15 protein-coding genes and 2 tRNA genes are annotated in these 17,293 nt (G+C 64.0%); 7 read left to right on the forward strand and 10 right to left on the reverse strand.

What is annotated here, in order from left to right; translation table 11 throughout:
• The first annotated feature begins 26 nt into the window (after nucleotides 1-26).
• On the forward strand, nucleotides 27-1,394 hold the full coding sequence (locus FHS49_RS16320) for a hypothetical protein (RefSeq protein ID WP_184020586.1): 1,368 nt from the start codon (nucleotides 27-29) through the stop codon (nucleotides 1,392-1,394).
• Between the two features lie 57 nt (nucleotides 1,395-1,451).
• Here FHS49_RS16320 and FHS49_RS16325 read toward each other — a convergent pair whose 3' ends face one another.
• Nucleotides 1,452-1,934 carry an Lrp/AsnC family transcriptional regulator gene (locus tag FHS49_RS16325; RefSeq protein WP_184020588.1) on the reverse strand — a complete coding sequence of 161 codons (483 nt, stop codon included), beginning with the start codon at nucleotides 1,932-1,934 and terminating at the stop codon, nucleotides 1,452-1,454.
• 168 nt (nucleotides 1,935-2,102) lie between these two features.
• On the opposite strand from FHS49_RS16325, the gene FHS49_RS16330 reads away from it, so the two are divergent.
• From FHS49_RS16330 to FHS49_RS16340, 3 genes are all read left to right on the forward strand, one after another.
• Nucleotides 2,103-3,749: a histidine kinase dimerization/phospho-acceptor domain-containing protein gene (locus tag FHS49_RS16330; RefSeq protein WP_184020590.1), complete on the forward strand. Its 1,647-nt coding sequence runs from the start codon at nucleotides 2,103-2,105 to the stop codon at nucleotides 3,747-3,749.
• A 79-nt stretch (nucleotides 3,750-3,828) separates the two neighbouring features.
• Nucleotides 3,829-3,903 (forward strand) — tRNA-Ile (locus FHS49_RS16335).
• 46 nt (nucleotides 3,904-3,949) lie between these two features.
• Nucleotides 3,950-4,026, forward strand: a tRNA-Pro gene (locus FHS49_RS16340).
• Nucleotides 4,027-4,061: 35 nt separating this feature from the next.
• Here FHS49_RS16340 and FHS49_RS16345 read toward each other — a convergent pair.
• From FHS49_RS16345 to FHS49_RS16385, 9 genes are all read right to left on the reverse strand, one after another.
• The gene (locus FHS49_RS16345) at nucleotides 4,062-4,496 is read right to left on the reverse strand and encodes an acyl-CoA thioesterase (RefSeq protein ID WP_184020592.1); all 435 of its coding nucleotides are present in this window, start codon (nucleotides 4,494-4,496) and stop codon (nucleotides 4,062-4,064) included.
• A 39-nt stretch (nucleotides 4,497-4,535) separates the two neighbouring features.
• Nucleotides 4,536-6,743 carry an aldehyde oxidoreductase molybdenum-binding subunit PaoC gene (gene paoC, locus FHS49_RS16350; protein WP_184020594.1) on the reverse strand — a complete coding sequence of 736 codons (2,208 nt, stop codon included), beginning with the start codon at nucleotides 6,741-6,743 and terminating at the stop codon, nucleotides 4,536-4,538.
• Nucleotides 6,740-7,693 carry an FAD binding domain-containing protein gene (locus FHS49_RS16355; protein WP_184020596.1) on the reverse strand — a complete coding sequence of 318 codons (954 nt, stop codon included), beginning with the start codon at nucleotides 7,691-7,693 and terminating at the stop codon, nucleotides 6,740-6,742. The genes paoC and FHS49_RS16355 overlap by 4 nt, the downstream gene beginning before the upstream one ends.
• Nucleotides 7,690-8,325: an aldehyde dehydrogenase iron-sulfur subunit PaoA gene (gene paoA, locus FHS49_RS16360; RefSeq protein ID WP_184020598.1), complete on the reverse strand. Its 636-nt coding sequence runs from the start codon at nucleotides 8,323-8,325 to the stop codon at nucleotides 7,690-7,692. The genes FHS49_RS16355 and paoA overlap by 4 nt, the downstream gene beginning before the upstream one ends.
• Before the next feature lie 96 nt (nucleotides 8,326-8,421).
• Nucleotides 8,422-8,994: a nucleotidyltransferase family protein gene (locus FHS49_RS16365; RefSeq protein WP_184020600.1), complete on the reverse strand. Its 573-nt coding sequence runs from the start codon at nucleotides 8,992-8,994 to the stop codon at nucleotides 8,422-8,424.
• Nucleotides 8,981-9,898 (reverse strand): XdhC family protein, encoded by a 918-nt coding sequence (locus FHS49_RS16370; protein WP_184020602.1) that lies wholly within the window; start codon nucleotides 9,896-9,898, stop codon nucleotides 8,981-8,983. Before FHS49_RS16370 ends, FHS49_RS16365 begins: the two co-directional genes overlap by 14 nt.
• Before the next feature lie 49 nt (nucleotides 9,899-9,947).
• Complete coding sequence (locus FHS49_RS16375) at nucleotides 9,948-11,069, reverse strand: glycoside hydrolase family 130 protein (protein WP_184020604.1); 1,122 nt, start codon at nucleotides 11,067-11,069, stop codon at nucleotides 9,948-9,950.
• Between the two features lie 186 nt (nucleotides 11,070-11,255).
• Nucleotides 11,256-11,492, reverse strand: coding sequence for a hypothetical protein (locus FHS49_RS16380; RefSeq protein ID WP_184020606.1), 237 nt, complete (start codon nucleotides 11,490-11,492; stop codon nucleotides 11,256-11,258).
• A gap of 104 nt (nucleotides 11,493-11,596) precedes the next feature.
• Nucleotides 11,597-12,949 carry a M20/M25/M40 family metallo-hydrolase gene (locus tag FHS49_RS16385; RefSeq protein WP_184020608.1) on the reverse strand — a complete coding sequence of 451 codons (1,353 nt, stop codon included), beginning with the start codon at nucleotides 12,947-12,949 and terminating at the stop codon, nucleotides 11,597-11,599.
• A 103-nt stretch (nucleotides 12,950-13,052) separates the two neighbouring features.
• On the opposite strand from FHS49_RS16385, the gene ettA reads away from it, so the two are divergent.
• The 3 genes from ettA to FHS49_RS16400 all read left to right on the forward strand — a co-directional run bounded on the left by ettA (nucleotide 13,053) and on the right by FHS49_RS16400 (nucleotide 17,073).
• Complete coding sequence (gene ettA / locus FHS49_RS16390) at nucleotides 13,053-14,732, forward strand: energy-dependent translational throttle protein EttA (RefSeq protein ID WP_184020610.1); 1,680 nt, start codon at nucleotides 13,053-13,055, stop codon at nucleotides 14,730-14,732.
• Between the two features lie 115 nt (nucleotides 14,733-14,847).
• On the forward strand, nucleotides 14,848-15,198 hold the full coding sequence (locus FHS49_RS16395) for a hypothetical protein (protein ID WP_184020612.1): 351 nt from the start codon (nucleotides 14,848-14,850) through the stop codon (nucleotides 15,196-15,198).
• Between the two features lie 66 nt (nucleotides 15,199-15,264).
• Nucleotides 15,265-17,073 (forward strand): gamma-glutamyltransferase family protein, encoded by a 1,809-nt coding sequence (locus tag FHS49_RS16400; protein ID WP_184020614.1) that lies wholly within the window; start codon nucleotides 15,265-15,267, stop codon nucleotides 17,071-17,073.
• Nucleotides 17,074-17,293 lie beyond the last annotated feature (220 nt).

Raw genomic sequence — 17,293 nt, forward strand, 5'->3', positions numbered from 1 at the left:
CCCCAAAGATCATATGGAGACATCAATTGAGGAATCTGGTTTCGAAGGCGGCGCTCGGCGCGGCGCTGGCGCTTGGCTCGCTTTCCATGACGGTCGCGCTTCCCGCTCATGCCGCCAAGGAAAAAAAGCCGAAAAAGGGCGAGGAAGCGGCGGTGGCCACCGGGCCGAAGCTGACCTTGAGCAAGGAATTCCAGGCAAAGCTCCAGCCGGTCGTCAAATCCTATAGCGAAGGCGTTGCATTGAACCAGAAGCTGGGCGCAGCCGCGGCTGCTGACAAGCCTGCGATCGATGCCCAGAGGAAGGCGAAATGGACCGAGGTCAAATCCGGGCTGGATGCGATGGGGCCGGGCACCACGCCTGACGAAATCTATCAGATCAACGACATCCGCCTGCAAGCGGGTATCGGCCTGGGTGACACCAGCCTGCAGGCCAGCGCGATCGATTCGATGCTCTCGACCAATCTGGTCGGGCCGGAGCGTCTGGGCGTCTTCCAATTCTATTCCGGCAAATTCGCTTATGAGCGCAAGGAATATCCGCGTGCGGAAGCCGCGTTCAATGCGGCGGCAGCGTCGGGCTATGTCAATCAGGAGCTCTATTTGACGCAGGCACGGCTTTATAGCGATGCCAAGCGCCCGGCCGATGCCAATATCGCCATGGAAAAGACCGTGGCCGAATTGCGCAAGGCCAACACCAAGGTTCCCGAAGCCTATTATACGTTCGGCATCCAGCAGGCGTATAACGCCAAGCAGATGCCGTCTTTCGTGAACTGGACGACCGCGCAATTGCGGGATTATCCGACCGCCGACATGTGGCGCACCAACATCCAGAACTATATCGGTGCCACCAAGAACATGTCCGCCGACAAAAAGGGATTGGGCGGCAAGGTCTATCTCGACGCCTATCGCCTGTTGCGCGCGGCCAATGCCTTTGCCGGCGATGATGACGTGTATGACTATGCCTATCAGGCCAATGCCGCGGGTCTGCCGCTGGAAGCCAAGGCCGTGCTCGAACCCGCCAAAAAGTCCGGCAAGATGAGCCCTGAAGTGAATGAATTCTACACGCTCGTCAGCGGCCGCGCCGCGGGCGATCAGGCCGCCTTTGCCAAGATCAGCGCGCAAAGCACGGTCTCGGCGGACGCCGATCTCGCGCTTGCTGGCGGAGATTATGCGAAAGCCGCCACCATCTATCAGGCGGCGATCGCCAAGGGCGGGCTGAGGGATGCCGAAGAAACCCAGATGCGTTTGGGCATCGCGCTGGCCATGTCTGGCCAGAAGGAGCCGGCAAAGACCGCGTTTCAGGCCGTGAAGGGCGTGCGCGCGGATATCGCGAAATATTGGCTGACCTATCTCGACGTGCCGCCGCAGCCGGCAAATCCCATGACCACGGGGCAATAAGCGCCGGACATATCGAGGAAACGGCGGGGCTGAGGCTCCGCCGTTTTCGGTTGGGAGTCAGGCGGGCGTGTCGTCCAGCGGCACACCGGGTTCGTATTTGGAGCGGCGGATGGTGAGCGATGTCTTCACGCTGGCCACATTGGGTGCGGTGGTCAGTTGCGAGGTGAGCAGATCCTGGAAGCTCTGGAGATCGCGCGCCACGATCTTGAGCAGGAAATCGATCTCGCCGTTCAGCATATGACATTCGCGCACTTCGGGCAGCCCGGCGATATGCTTTTCGAATGCCTGAAGATCGGATTCGGCCTGGCTGCGCAGGCTGACCATCGCGAAGATGGTGATGCCATAGCCCAGCGCCGCCTGATCGAGCCGGGCGTTATAGCCCTGGATGACGCCGGCATCCTCCAGGCTGCGCACGCGGCGCAGGCAGGGCGGGGCGGTCAGCCCGATCTTGTTGGCCAATTCCACATTGGTCATGCGGCCATTGCCCTGCAGATGCGCGAGTATCTGCCGGTCGAGTTCGTCGATAGACAATTGCGCCATTTATATCGCTTCCATTCCTGATAATCCCCGAAGCTATAATTTAATTACCAGCCATTGCAATTGTCCCACATTGTTACGCGCTTTTTTGACGGGTTACGCAGAGCGCCCGGCGGCGCTATCGGAAGGGACAGCAGGAATATTGCAATCATAAACTAAGGGATTCGCGACGTGCGGTTTAACGACATGGTGGCCACGGTGATTGCGCAGGCAGGCGCAACCTCCGGCGCGCGCGATGTCGCATGGCGTCAACTCGTCGACATGCTGGCCCAGGGGCGCGGCGATGCAGACGAGCAGGATGCGGTCATCGATACGCTGAGGGCGTGGCGCCCGGGCATCGCCGAAGAACAGCGGCTGATCGCGGCGCGCGCGCTGGCGGGGCGGCGCATCACGCCCGCCTTGCTCGTGCTGTTCGCCGAAGACCGTGTCAGCGTGGCCGCGCCGCTGGTCCGCAGCGTGCAATTGCGCGCGGAGGAGTGGATCGCGCTTCTGCCCGCGCTGCCGCCGCCGGTGCGCGCCTTGCTGCGCCACCGCGAGGATCTGGAGCCCGATGTGCGTCATGCGCTCGCGGTGTTCGGTGCGGCCGATCTGATCATAGAAGGGCCGGCGACCGCAACGGTGGCGATGGATGGCACGATCATGCCGCTCGCCAGCCTGGCGGATTCGCCGGTCGGTGGTGTGCGGATCCGCGATCTGGTCAACCGGATCGAGGCCTATCAGCGGGAGAAATCGCCCGAACGCTTCGCGCCGCCCGCCGAGACGCGCACGCCGCCCGAGCGCGCGGAAAGCTTCAGGTTTGAAACCAGCAGCGATGGCATCATGGTCTGGATCGAAGGCGCGCCGCGCGGTGCGCTGATCGGCCTGAGCATCGCCGCCACGGGCGAAGTGGTCGACGGCGGCGTGGACGGGCATGTGGCGGGCGCCTTCCGTCGCCGCGCGCCGTTCAAGGATGCGCGGCTGACCGTGGCCGGAGCCGGCGCTTCGGCGGGCGAATGGCGCATTTCCGCCGTGCCGTTCTTCACCGCGCAGGAGGGGCGCTTCACGGGCTATCGCGGCACCGCGCGGCGACCGCGGATCGACGAGGTCGCGCGCCCCGCGGGCCTGTTCGGATCGGGGTTCAGGCCGGAATCGCTGCGCCAGCTCGTGCATGAGCTGCGCACCCCGCTCAACGCCATTCTCGGCTTTTCGGAAATGATCGACGGACAGATCCTCGGCCCGGCGGCGCAGGATTACCGCGTCCATGCGCAGGAAATCCGGGGCGAGGCGCGGCGGCTGATGGCCGCGGTCGATGATCTGGACACCGCGGCGCGCGCCGATTCCAACGCGCTCAGGCTGGAGCAGGCCGATCTGGATGGCGGCGCGGTGCTGACCGATATCTGCACCGGACTCGCGCCGCTGACCGACGAACGCGGCGTGACCCTGCGGATTTCGGTCGCACCGGCGCTGCCGCTGCTCAGCGTCGATCCGCTGGCGCTGGAACGCATGTATGGCCGTCTCATATCGAGCATCATCGCGGTCTCCGCCGCCGGCGAGATATTGCCCGTGTCCCTGGCGATGGATGACGCCAGCCCGCTGATCGCGCTGCGCGTGAAACGGCCCGGCGCGCTGGTGGGGCAGGCGGAGCGCGCCTTGCTCGATCCGGGTTACAGCCCCGAGGGTGATTGGCCCGATGCGCCGCTGCTGGGACTGGGATTTGCGCTCAGACTCGTGCGCAATCTGGCCGAAGCGGCGGGCGGTGCTTTTGCGATCGGTGCGGAGGATTTCGTGTTGCGGCTCCCCGCGATGGCGGGCGGCGCGGAAGTCGAAGGCCGGCGTTGAACGCATCAAGTGGAAAATAGCGCGATTGCGCGCTTGCCATCCGCTGCATCGCTCCGTAGTGCAGCGCCAGCGCATGGCGGGGCCTGTAGCTCAATGGTAGAGCCGGCCGCTCATAACGGCTAGGTTGGGGGTTCGAGTCCCTCCGGGCCCACCAGTGCGGGTCCGCTGGAGCGGCCCGGTCGTGGCGCGGAAGAGAGTGTCGGGGAGTGGCGCAGGCTGGTAGCGCACCTGGTTTGGGACCAGGGGGTCGCAGGTTCGAATCCTGTCTCCCCGACCATCTTCTGAAATTCCCAATGCGGGCGCGGCTCCGCGTCAGATCTGCAGCGTGGTGAGAAATGCGCGGGTTGCTTCGGGGATGGGGCAGCTTTTGTTGGTCTCGCGATCGACATGGACATGGACGAAAAAGCCCTCGGCCGAGGCGCGATCTTCATCCCCGCGGAACAGCCCGATCTCATAGCGCACGCTCGACGTGCCGAGCTTCGCCACGCGCACGCCGGCATGGACCCGATCGGGAAAGGCGATGGGCGCGAAATAGCGGCACCCGGTTTCCACGACCAGGCCGATCGCCGGGCTGTGCGCGATATCGAGCACCCCGGCGTCGATCAGCATCTGGTTCACCGCGGTGTCGAAGAAGGAATAATAGACCACATTGTTGACGTGGCGATAGGCGTCATTGTCCATCCAGCGCGTCGTGATCGTGCGAAAGGCGGGATAATCCGCCCGCACGGCGCGGCCCGGCTCAGCCATGGTTAAACCTCCCCCCAAGCGTTCTTCGTCCTGCGCCGGTCAGGCTGCCGGCAGCGATCGGATCACCTTGTCCAATGTCAGCGGATAATCGCGGATCCGCACGCCGCACGCGTTATAAATCGCATTGGCCACCGCCGCGCCCGCGCCGCAAATGCCGAGTTCACCGACACCCTTGGCCTTCATGGGCGACGATTTGTCATCGAGTTCATCGACGAACAACACATCCTGCTCCGGGATATCGGCGTGAACGGGCACCTGATATTCGGCCATGTCGTGATTGACGAAATAGCCGAAGCGCGTGTCCACGGTCAGTTCCTCCATCAGCGCCGCACCCACGCCCATCGCCATCGCGCCGATCACCTGGCTGCGCGCCGCTTTGGGATTGAGGATCCGCCCCGCGGCAAAAGCGCCGCCCATCCGGCGCACGCGGGTTTCGCCCGTGTGCATATCGACGCCCACTTCGCAGAAATGCGCGCCGAAGGTAGCCTGGGCATAGCGCTTGCTCAGATCACCGAATTCGATTTTGTCTTCGGCGGACGCGCCATCGCGCCCCGCGGCCTGCTTGAGCGGGATAGCCTTGCCCGCGGCCTTGATCATGCCATCTTCGAATTCGGCGTCCTCGGCATTGAAGCCGGCTTTCTGCGCCAGGATGCCGCGCAAAACCATGCACGCGGCATAGACGCCCGCGGTGGAGCTATTGCCGCCCCATTGCCCGCCCGAGCCGGCCGATACCGGATATTTGCTGTCGCCCAGACGGACCGTGACCGCCTCCATCGCCACGCCCAGCATTTCCGCTGCGGTCTGCGCGATGATCGTGTAGCTGCCCGTGCCGATATCGGTCATATCCGTCTCGACCGTGACCTGACCCTTACCATCCACCGACACGCGCGCGCCCGATTTGGACGCGATATTGTTGCGGAAAGCGGCGGCCACGCCCATGCCGACCAGCCAATGCCCGTCGCGCACCTGGCCGGGCTTGGGATTGCGCTTTGACCAGCCGAAGCGATCTGCCCCCTGGCGCAGGCATTCGATCAATTTCCGGCTCGAAAACGGGCGCTTCGGCCCGACTTCGGGATCATATTGCACATCGTTGCGGATCCGCAGCTCCACAGGATCGACGCCGCATTTTTCTGCCAGCTCGTCCATCGCGACTTCAAGCGCGAGCAGGCCGACGGCCTCGCCCGGCGCGCGCATGGCATTGCCTTCCGGCAGATCGAGCACGGCGAGCCGGTGCGCGGTCATCCGGTTCTTGCCGCCATAGAGCAACCGGGTCTGCATCGCCGCGCTTTCAATGCCGCCGCCGGGCAGATCGCCGGACCAGACTTCATGCCCGATCGCGTCGATCACGCCATTCTTGTCCGCGCCGATGCGGATGCGCTGGATCGTGGCGGGGCGGTGCGTGGTATTGTTGGGAATCTGGGGCCGGGCGATCGCCACCTTGACGGGCCGGCCCGCAGCGCGCGCGCCGAGCGCCGCCAGCACCGCGTCTGCGCGCAGGAACAGCTTCGATCCGAAGCCGCCGCCGATATAGGGCGACATCACATGGATATCCTCGGGTTTCATCTTGAGCGTGAGCGCGAGTTCCTTGACCGCCCAGGCAATCATCTGATTGGAGGTCCATAATGTCAGCCGGCCACCCAGCCAGGCGGCAGTGGACGCATGAGGCTCCATCATCGCATGGCTATGATCGGGCGTGGTATAGGTGCGGTCGATCTTGACGGCCGCACTGGCAAACCCTGCATCGAAATCGCCCGCGGCGGAATCGGGCTGGGTGCCCCAGGAGACCGGCGGCTTGACCGCCTTGTCCTTTTCCGCCGCCAGCTCGAACTGGCCCTCTTCACGGGCATAGTCGATCCGCACCAGCCTGGCGGCGTCACGCGCCTGCTCCAGCGTGCCAGCGACCACCAAGGCCAGCGCCTGATCGAAATGTTCGATCCGCGGCCCGCCCAGCAGATGCGCGGTGTTCATCTCGCCTTTTCCCAGCGGCCCGGCATTTTCATGCGTGACCACGGCGAAGACGCCGGGCGCGGCTTCAGCCGCGCGCGTGTCGATCGCGCTGATGCTGCCCTTGGCGATGGCGGATCCGACGATCCAGCCATAAGCCGCATTGGGCGCGACATCATGCCGTTCATAGGCATAAGGCGCCGTTCCGGTGACCTTGGCGGGGCCATCGATGCGATCGTGCGCGATGCCGATCACGCGGCCGCGATCGATTGGATTGAGGGTGGCGGGCTGATCGAATTTCATGGCCGGGCCTCCTGGGCATAGACGGACGCCAAAGTGCGCGCGGTCAGATCTTTCTTGAACGCATTGTGCCGGGTGACCGACGCGCCGGCGAGCGCGGCTTCGGCCACGGCACCCGCGCCGTTTTTCGCTGCGGCGTCCGCAGCATCCACCCGCCATGGCTTGGGCGCGAGTCCGCCAAAGGCGAAACGCGCTTCGCCATTCTTGCCGAACACCGCCGCGACGGACACCAGCGCAAAGGCATAGGATGCGCGATCGCGCACCTTGCGATAGACATGCGTGCCGCCGAGCGGCTTGGGCAGCGTCACCGACACGATCAATTCGCCGGGCGCGAGCGCGCTTTCGAGATGGGGCGTCTCACCGGGCAGCCGATGAAAATCGGCGATCGGGATGATGCGTTTGGTGCCATCGGGGGATACGGTATCCACCTGCGCGTCGAGCAGGCGCATCGCGACGGCCATGTCCGAGGGATGGGTGGCGATGCAGGCGTCGCTGGTGCCCATGATCGCCAGATTGCGGCTGAACCCCTTGATCGCAGCGCAGCCGCTGCCGGGCTTACGCTTGTTGCAGGGCTTTGTGGTGTCGTAGAAATAGGGGCAGCGCGTGCGCTGGAGCAGATTGCCTGCGGTGGTCGCCTTGTTGCGGAGCTGGCCCGACGCGCCGGCGAGCAAGGCGCGGCTCAACACGGCATAATCGCTGCGCACCCGCTTATCCCCCGCCAGATCGCTGTTGCGGACGAGGGCACCGATGCGCAGGCCGCCCTCATCGGTCGGCTCGATCCGGTCGAGCCCCAGCCGGTTGACATCGATCAGATGCGCGGGCGTCTCGATCTGCAGCTTCATCAGATCGAGCAGATTGGTGCCGCCCGCGATGAACCGGGCACCGGGACGGTCGGCGGCAGCGCTGGCGGCCGCGGCGGGGCTTGTCGCGCGTTCATACGTGAAAGTCTTCATGCGTCCTGCTCCGCCACGTCGCGGATGGCGGCGACGATATTTGAATAAGCGGCGCAGCGGCAGATATTGCCGCTCATCCGTTCGCGCACCTCGGCATCGGAAAAGCGCACCTTGTCCAGATCCGCAGTCACATGGCTGGGCAGGCCGGCCGCGATCTCGTCGAGCATGGCCACAGCGGAGCAGATCTGGCCGGGGGTGCAATAGCCGCATTGATAGCCATCATGCACCACGAACGCCTTTTGCATCGGATGCAGTTTTTCGGGCGTGCCGAGCCCTTCGATCGTCGTGACGGACTCGCCATCGTGCATCACGGCCAGCGTGAGGCAGCTATTGATGCGGCGACCTTCGACGATGACGGTGCACGCACCGCATTGGCCGTGGTCGCAGCCTTTCTTGGTGCCGGTCAGCCGCAGATGCTCACGCAAGGCATCGAGCAGCGTGGTGCGCGGATCCAGATCGAGGTGCAGATGCTTGCCATTCACCTTGAGGGTGACGGGCAGCAGGCCTTGCGCACCGGGCTTCTTGGCAGCGGAGGCCGGCACGGCGGCTGTTGCTGCGGGTGCCGCGCAAATGGCGGCGCTGGCTCCCAGGATTGTCCTGCGGGAGACCCTGTTAAAGTCCTCGGTTGTCATCTGGCCCTCGATTTTTATGGCTTGCGCATAAACAGACGAAGAAGACCGCATTTCGATCCAACTGCCAAGGCGATAATGCGGAAAAATCCGAAATGGCTAGCTGGCGAGATCGTCCGGCGTGTCGATGTCCTTCAGCATCGCCGCGCTTGCCCGAACCAGCGTGGCGCGGTTCAGCAGCGCGCGCGCGCCGGCATCCCCGCGAAGCTGGCGCAGTGCCGTGAAATGCGCGCGGCCGAAGAGGGCGGGTGGCATCGGCGTGCCGCCATAGGCCGAGGCTGTGATCGCATCGGCTCCGCCATCATGCGAGTCGCGCAGCGCTTCGATGTGAGCGATGGTCACCATCGGCATGTCCGCCAGATGCACCAGCACCGCATCGGGATCGAACGTCTGCGCCGCAGCCATGCCATCGGCCAGCGATTGCGCCATGCCCGCATCAGCCACAGAGACCGGCACGACCCTGAACCCCATGGCCGTCAGCATCTCAGCTAGCGGCGATTCGGGCACGCACACGGCGATCAACGCCTGGAACCCTGCCGCCGCGAGCATCGCCGCCGCATGGCAGGCCAGCGGGCGGCCATCGAATGGCGTCAGCAACTTGTCGTCTTGCCCGAACCGCGCGGACCGTCCCGCGGCGAGCAGGATGGCGACGGTGCGGTCAGCCGCGATCATTAAACGCCTGGATCATGCCGGCCGCGATCGACAGCGCAATTTCAGCGGGGCCGACCGCGCCGATATCGAGACCGGCGGGACCGTCGATCCGCGCCAGATCCGCAGCCGAAAAGCCGAGCGCGCCGAGGCGTTCAAGCCGCGCGGCCTGGCTTTTGCGCGATCCGAGTGCGGCGATATAGCCGGTCTGCGCCGTCAGCGCCGCAATCAGCGCAGGATCGTCGATCTTGGGATCATGGCTGAGCGTGATCACCGCGGTCGCCGCATCGGGCGCAAAGGCGGTGATGGCGTCATCGGGCCAGCGATCGTCGAGCGTGACGCCGGGAAACCGTTCCTCGGTGAGAAACCGGCCGCGCGGATCGATCAGCACCGGGCTCACCCCGATCGCGCGACACAAAGGAGCGAGCGACTGGGCGATCTGCACCGCGCCCACGATCAGCACACGGCGGGGGGGCAGATAATCATTGATGAATTGCCCTGGTGTCGCGCCTGTTTTGCTCAGGCCCGTCGCCAGATCGGTCGAGACGGGAAAGCGCTGGCCCGCCGTGCGCGCGGCAGCGATGGCGTCGAACAGCGCGGGCGGAAAACCGGCCTCGCCCACGGGTTGCACCAGCACGCTGATCTCGCCGCCGCAGGGCAGCCCAGCCACCCAGGCATCATCATCGGCGACGCCATAGGATCTGACGCGGCTGACGCCATCGGCGATCGCATCGGCGGCGGCCTGAAGCACATCCGATTCGACGCAGCCGCCCGAAACCGATCCTTCGAACCGGCCATCGGCATTGACCAGCATATGACTGCCCTTGGGCCGCGGTGCGGAACCCCAGGTGGAGATTACCGTGGCCAGGGCAAGCCCGTCTTGTCGCCATTCGCGGGCGCGCACGCATAATGTTTCAAGGTCATCCATCAGCGCCCCATATCAGATATGAAGGGGCGGGGGAGGGGGTATCCCCGTTCTATCCCGCAAAGGCCGATTTCGGAATATGGCTGATGCGGCAGGCCAGATCGGCCTCGCCCGAGGCCACGATATAATGATCGCCCGCATCGACGATGCCGGTGGTGAACACCACATCATGCAGATACATGCGCTCCGCCAGCGGCGCGGTAAGCGCGGGCGCGGCTTCGAGCAGCGGCATATGGCTGGTGCGGATCAGTTTCGACGGATCGGTGGCGTCGAGCAACGACCAATAGGTGCGGTAAATGCCCACGCCGCCATTGGGCTCCACCCCATGCCACAGCGAAAGCCAGCCTTCCGGCGTCAGGATCGGCGGCGCGCCACCGCCCATGCGCGCGGTGGCCACCGTGGCCGCATGGGGGCGGATGCCCGGATGGAGATGGGGGCGCCAGTGAAGCGAATCGGGTGACGTCGCCAGGTTGATGGATGGCCCGGCACGCCAGTCGCTGCCCGGTGGATAAGCGAAATAGACATGGCCGAGCGGACGGGTCTGCGCCCAATATTGCCCCTCGATCAGCCCTTCGAAGACCAGCATATCCTTATTCTGATGATCGAGCACGATCGCCTCGAACGTCCAGTGGAGCGCATCGATCGAGCTGTAGAGCGTGGTCGAATGCCGTTCGGGGCTGACCGAACAGGTCGTCATCAGATAGCGACCGTCGACCCGGCTTATCCGCGCATCCTCGATCCCGTAACATTGGAAACTCGCGTGCGGGGCGATCGCCTTGTCATAATGGACGGCAACCACCTCCAGCCCATCGGGCGTCAGTTCGACCGGGAGCAGCCAGGAGAGCGAGGTGAGCGCCATCACTTTCCATTCGCCGCCGTGCAGCGTGAATTGCCGCGGATCGGACGTGTCGGCGGCGGACAGGGGCCAGGCGTCGAGCTTGTAGGCACCGTCGTCCCAGCGGATCGCATGAACCTTGCCATGAAAGATCGGCATCTTGAGCGCTTCCGCCACGCGCACCATCATCAGCAGATTGCCGCCGGGCATCCGCGTGAAGCCGGGATTGAACGCGCCGAGCACATAGGTTTCGACGGCGAGATGGCCGGCCAGCGGAGAGCGCGAGAGATCGACCTGATCGGGCGTGAAGATCAGGCGGTCGAGGCTGCATTGGGTCATAGAACCGTCCGTTCCAGATACGGGAGCGGGGATCATGACAGGCACCGAGGCGCAGGGAAAGCACGCGCGATGCCAGCCGTGGCGGCCTGAGGGTCCACCAAATCGGTAGACAAAAGAAAACGGGCAGACCTCTCGGCCTGCCCGTTTCCTTTACCATTCCGTCAGCCGAAGCCGACAGAGCGGGAATTACATTGCGTTTGCGGTGTTCGCAGCAACGTTATCGATCGCATTTGCGGTTGCTTCGACAGCATTGGTCGTTGCATCCGTTGCGTTCTCGGAGATGTTCTCAGCAACGTCGCTGAGGTTCTCAGCAGCGGCTTCGACGTTATCCGCAGCGTTCTCAGCAGCGTTTTCAGCAGGCTTGTTGCAGGCGGCCAGTGTCATCAGGCCGGCGGCAGCGAGAACGAAAGACATTTTCTTCATTCGATTTGCTCCCAAGCAAAGTGTTCGCGGACCGGCCCGAATGCCGACGCGAGCGACTTCAATTAGCGGCGAATCCTGCACGGTCAACGATAAAGTGAAGTTCACTATTCGACCCGCCCGAAATCCTCGGCGGCATTTGCTGCAATGGCGAGCATTGCGGTCCATGCCGCAACATTCTGGCGCAGTGCTTCGGGATCGACCTTGTCCAAAGTATCGTCAGGCGTGTGGTGCAGATCGAAATAGCGCGTTCCATCCTGATGGAGATCGATCACGGGAACGCCGGCCTCGACCAGCGGACTGATATCAGCGCCGCCATGGGCTTCGCCGGCTTCAAAGGCGATGCCGAGCGGCGCGAGCACGCTGGACAGGCGGGCTTCGACCGGCTTGGCGCCCGCGCCCAGCTTGGCGGTGACGCTCCAGATCCGGTCTGCGCCGAAATCCGATTCGGCGGTGAGCACATGGCGTTCCGCTTTGTGGCGTTCGTAATAAGACGGGCCACCGCAGCCGGCGACTTCCTCGGCCCCGAACCAGACCACGCGAATCGTGCGACGCGGCTGTCCGGCAGCCATGATGCGTTTGGCGGCAGCGGCGGTGATGGCCACGCCGGTGGCGTCGTCGATCGCGCCCGTCCCCAGATCCCAGCTATCCAGATGGCCGCCGATCACGATGATCCCCGCCTTGGGATCGCTGCCCGGCACTTCGGCGATCACATTGCCCGATTGGCCCCTGGCATCGAAGGTGGGCGTGAGCAGCAGCTTCATCCGCACGGGCTTGCCACGCGCCAGGATGCGTTCCAGATTCTCCGCATCGGGAATCGAGAGCGCGGCGGCGGGAATGGGCGTGACGCCCGCCGCGAAAGCGGTATTGCCCGCATGGGGATTGCGATGATGATCCGTGCCGATCGAACGGATGACAATCGCCGTCGCACCCTTTTGCGCGGCGATATTGGGGCCGATGCGGCGCGCCTGACCAAAGGGACCATAGCTTGATCCATCCTGCGTCGGGCGCATGGCATGGCTGACGAAAGCGATCTTGCCTTTGAGGCTGCCGTCCTTGGCGGCTTCCAGATCGGCCAGCGTCGGGAAATAGACGATTTCGGCCTCCAGTCCCCCGGCGGGTGTCGCCGCGCTGTTGCCGAGCGCGGTCAGCGCCAGCCGGGCGGGGAAGGGCGCGATGATCTCCCCGCTTTCCGCGCCGCGCCGCCACACCGGCATGTCGCAGGTTTCGATGCGCACATTGCTGAACCCGAGCGCCTTGAGCTTTTTGGCGGACCATGCCCGCGCGCGCGCCTCGGCCTCGGTGCCCGCCAGGCGCGGACCGACTTCGGTGGTCAGCCCCTCGGTGATCTCCCAAGCGACATCGTCCTTCAGCGCGGCGTCGCGCAGCGCTTCGGGGGTGGCGGGGGCGGCGACGGCCGCGGTGGAGGCGCAGAGCGCGAGCAGGATCAGCTTTTTCATGGGGGAGGGCTTAAGCAGCGCGGCCGGGTTTGCCAATCCGCGGCCTCTCCGCTAGGGGAACGCCCAAATCCCAGCACTATCTTATCGACGGAGTTTCGCGCCGATGGCCGCACAATACGCCTTTGTCATGAAAGACATGACCAAGACCTTCCCCGGCGCCCCCAAGCCGGTGCTCAGCAACATCAACCTGCAATTCTATCAGGGTGCCAAGATCGGCATCGTCGGCCCCAACGGTGCCGGCAAATCGACTCTGATGAAGATCATGGCGGGCATCGACACCGATTTCTCGGGCGAAGCCTGGCCGGGCGAGAATATCACCGTCGGGTATCTGCCGCAGGAACCGCAGCTCGATCCCAATAAGAGCGTGCTCGAAAACGTGAAGGATGGCGCGCGCGAAACCGCCGATCTGGTGGACCGCTTCAATGCGATCTCGGCCGAAATGGGCGATCCCAAGGACGATACCGATTTCGACGCGCTGATGGAGGAAATGGGCGAGCTTCAGGGCAAGATCGACGCCGTCGACGGCTGGAGCCTCGACAATCAGCTCGAGATCGCGATGGAAGCCCTGCGCTGCCCGCCCAGCGACTGGCCGGTGGACAGCCTTTCAGGCGGCGAAAAGCGCCGTATCGCGCTTACCCGCCTGCTGATCCAGAAACCTTCCATCCTGCTGCTCGATGAGCCGACCAACCATCTCGATGCCGAAAGCGTCAACTGGCTGGAAAACCATCTGAAGGAATATGCCGGCGCGGTGCTGATGATCACGCATGACCGCTATTTCCTCGACAATGTGGTGGAATGGATCCTCGAGATCGATCGCGGCAAATATTTCCCCTACGAAGGCAATTATTCGACCTATCTCGAAAAGAAGGCGAAGCGCCTCGAGCAGGAGGATCGCGAGGACCAGAGCCGCCAGAAGGCGATCAAGGACGAGCTGGAATGGATCCGGGCCGGCACCAAGGGCCGCCAGACCAAGAGCAAGGCGCGCATCAAGGCCTTCGACCAGTTGGTCGAATCGAGCGAGACGCGCAGCGCCGGCAAATCACAGATCATCATCCAGGTGCCCGAGCGCCTCGGTGGCAAGGTGATCGAGGCCAATGGCATCTCCAAGGCCTATGGCGACAAATTGCTGTTCGAAAATCTCTCCTTCCTGCTCCCGCCCGGCGGCATCGTCGGTGTGATCGGGCCGAACGGCGCGGGTAAATCCACGCTGTTCAAGCTGATCACCGGCCAGGAGCAGCCGGATTCGGGCACGCTCCAACTCGGCGAGACCGTGCGTCTGGGCTATGTCGATCAAAGCCGCGATCATCTCGATCCGGCCAAGAACGTCTGGGAGGAAATCTCCGAGGGCCACGATTATATGAAGGTGAACAAGCAGGACATGAGCACGCGCGCTTATGTCGGCGCGTTCAACTTCAAGGGCGCGGATCAGCAGAAGAATGTCGGCAAGCTCTCGGGCGGCGAACGCAACCGCGTGCACATCGCCAAGATGCTCAAGACCGGCGGCAACGTGCTGCTGCTCGATGAGCCGACCAACGATCTCGATGTCGAGACGCTGCGCGCGCTGGAAGAAGCGATCGAGAATTTCGCAGGCTGCGCCGTGGTCATCAGCCACGACCGCTTCTTCCTCGATCGCCTCGCCACGCACATTCTCGCCTTCGAAGGCAATAGCCATGTCGAATGGTTCGAGGGCAATTTCGAAGCTTATGAGGAAGACAAGCGCCGCCGCCTGGGCGATGCAGCCGATCGCCCGACCGCGCTGGCTTACAAGAAACTGACTCGCTGAACCCACTCCGTTTCGGTGCAGGCTCATGCGAGTTTGCGCCGAAACGGAGGATGTTTAAAGCGTCATCGGGCCGCGCCCCCGCTAGCCTTGGCTCTCATCAGTGGGAGACAATGACATGGCAGGGGAAGCGATCGCGATCGCGGCTGGGGAAACCAAGGAATTTGGCGACGAGGGCGTGGATGCTCTGGTCGCCGGCCCATTCGTCCGTGCGACCAGGGTGGCGGTGTCCGCCTGGCATCGGGGCGGGGATAAATCGAACGTCAACAACACCGCATGGCTGCGCCTCAATCTCGACGGCGGTCTGTTCGCGTCGGCCGACGATAAAATCTTCGACAATTATAATCTGTCGATCGAACGCGTGGTCGATTTGCCGGCGCTCGCCAGCGTCTCGCTCGCGATCGAATATGGCAATACCAGTTGCACCAAGACCCATAGCGGATTGAAGTTCCGCGCGACGGGACTTTAGCCAACGGCGCATTGATAGGGCGGCGCATTGCCTTACACCTTGAGTGATCACTCAGGGAGATTCGCCATGCGCCGCCGCACTTTCCTCGCCGCCGCCCCCGCGGTTGCCGCTGCCGCCACGCTCAGACCGGCAGCGCTCTCTGCCGCCGAACCGAGGCCAGCGTTCCAGCCAGCGGGCGACGAGATTTTCACCCGGTCCGATGTCCGCGGTGGGGATCGGCCGGTGGGCGCCAGCTTCGCTTCGCGCTCCGCCGTTTACGGACGATCGGGCGCGGCCGGAACCTCCCAGCCGCTCGCGACATTGGCGGGAATCGAAATCCTGAAGAAGGGCGGATCGGCGGTGGATGCCGCCATCGCGATCAATGCCTGTCTCGGTTTTCTGGAGCCGACCGCCTGCGGCATTGGCGGCGATGTCTATGCGATGCTGTGGGATCCCGCCGCAAAGACAGTGGTGGGGATGGCCGGATCGGGGCGTTCGCCGCGCGGGTTGAGCCTGGAGACGGTGCGGTCGCGCGCCAAGGGCGGTGCGCTCCCGGCTTATGGCGCGCTCAGCGTCTCTGTGCCCGGCGCGGTGGATGGCTGGTGGACGCTGCATCAGCGCTACGGACAATTGAAATGGGCCGAACTGTTCGAACCCGCCATCGCTTATGCCGAGGGCGGCGTGCCGGTGCCCGACATCATCAGCCATTATATGCGCCGCGCCATGGCCAATTTCCTGAAACCCGGCATGGGCATAGAGGAGACCGCCAATGCCGTGAAAACCTTCGGCAAGGGACCGAGGGCTGGCGAGATTTTCCGCAATCCCGATCTGGCGCGCACCTATCGCATGATCGCACAGGGCGGGCGCGACGCTTATTATGAGGGGCCGATCGCCAAGACGGTTGACGCCTATTTCAAGCGGATCGGCGGCTGGATCGACCGCGCCGATCTGGCCGCGCATAGGTCCGAATGGAGCCAGCCCTTTGCGACCAATTATCGCGGCGTGGACGTCCATGCGCTGGCCGCGAATACGCAAGGCATCGCGACGCTCCAGATGCTCAACATGATCGAGCAATTCGACATGCGCGGCGCGGGATTCCAGTCCGCGCAATCCATCCATCTCCAGATCGAGGCCAAGCGTCTGGCCTATGAAGACCGCGCGCGTTATTATGCCGATCCGGATTTCGCCGATGTGCCGAACGCCTGGCTGGTGTCGAAAGATTATGCTGAGGCGCGCGCGAGACTGATCGATCCGCAGCGGATCAATCCGTCGGTCCGTCCGGGGCAGGCACCCAGCAAGGGCGACACCACCTATTTCACGGTGGCCGATGCCTCTGGCATGATGATCTCGATGATCCAGTCCAATTTTCGCGGCATGGGATCGGGGCTGGTGGCGGACGGGCTCGGCTTCATGTTTCAGGATCGCGGTCAGCTTTTTTCGCTTAAGGACGGCCATCCCAATCTCTATGCGCCGGGCAAGCGCCCGTTCCAGACGATCATTCCGGGGTTCGCCACCAAGGACGGCGCGCCCTGGCTGTCATTCGGCGTGATGGGCGGCGATATGCAACCGCAGGGACAGACGCAGATCATCGTGAACCGCGTGGATTATGGTCTGGACGTTCAGGCCGCGGGCGACTCGCCGCGCTGGCATCATGAGGGGTCGTCTCAGGCGATGGGCGAAGATTCGCCGGGCATGGGGCCGCTGGGCCTGCTCCGGCTCGAAAGCGGCGTTCCCGATGCGACCAGACAGGCGCTGATCGATCGGGGCTGGACGCTGGGCGAATCGGATGGCGGCTTCGGACGCTATCAGTGCGTCGAGCATCGGATGAGCGGCGCAGAGCGGGTCTATGCCGCTGCCAGCGAAATGCGCGCGGATGGGCTGGCGCTGGCTTATTAGGGCGTGATGACATTACATGCCTCCGTCATTGCGAGGAGCGCAGCGACGCGGCAATCCAAGGTGGCGAAAACCGCTATGGATTGCTTCGCTACGCTCGCAATGACGGGTTGGATCAACCTAAAGTCATCGCGCTCTAGGATTGGATCTATTCCCAAAAATCCGTTTGTCTCGAGCGCAGTTTTCGGCGCCACGTCCCTCGACTGCGCTCGGGACAAGCGGG

The organism is Sphingobium boeckii (assembly GCF_014199215.1).
GTDB lineage: Bacteria > Pseudomonadota > Alphaproteobacteria > Sphingomonadales > Sphingomonadaceae > Sphingobium_A > Sphingobium_A boeckii.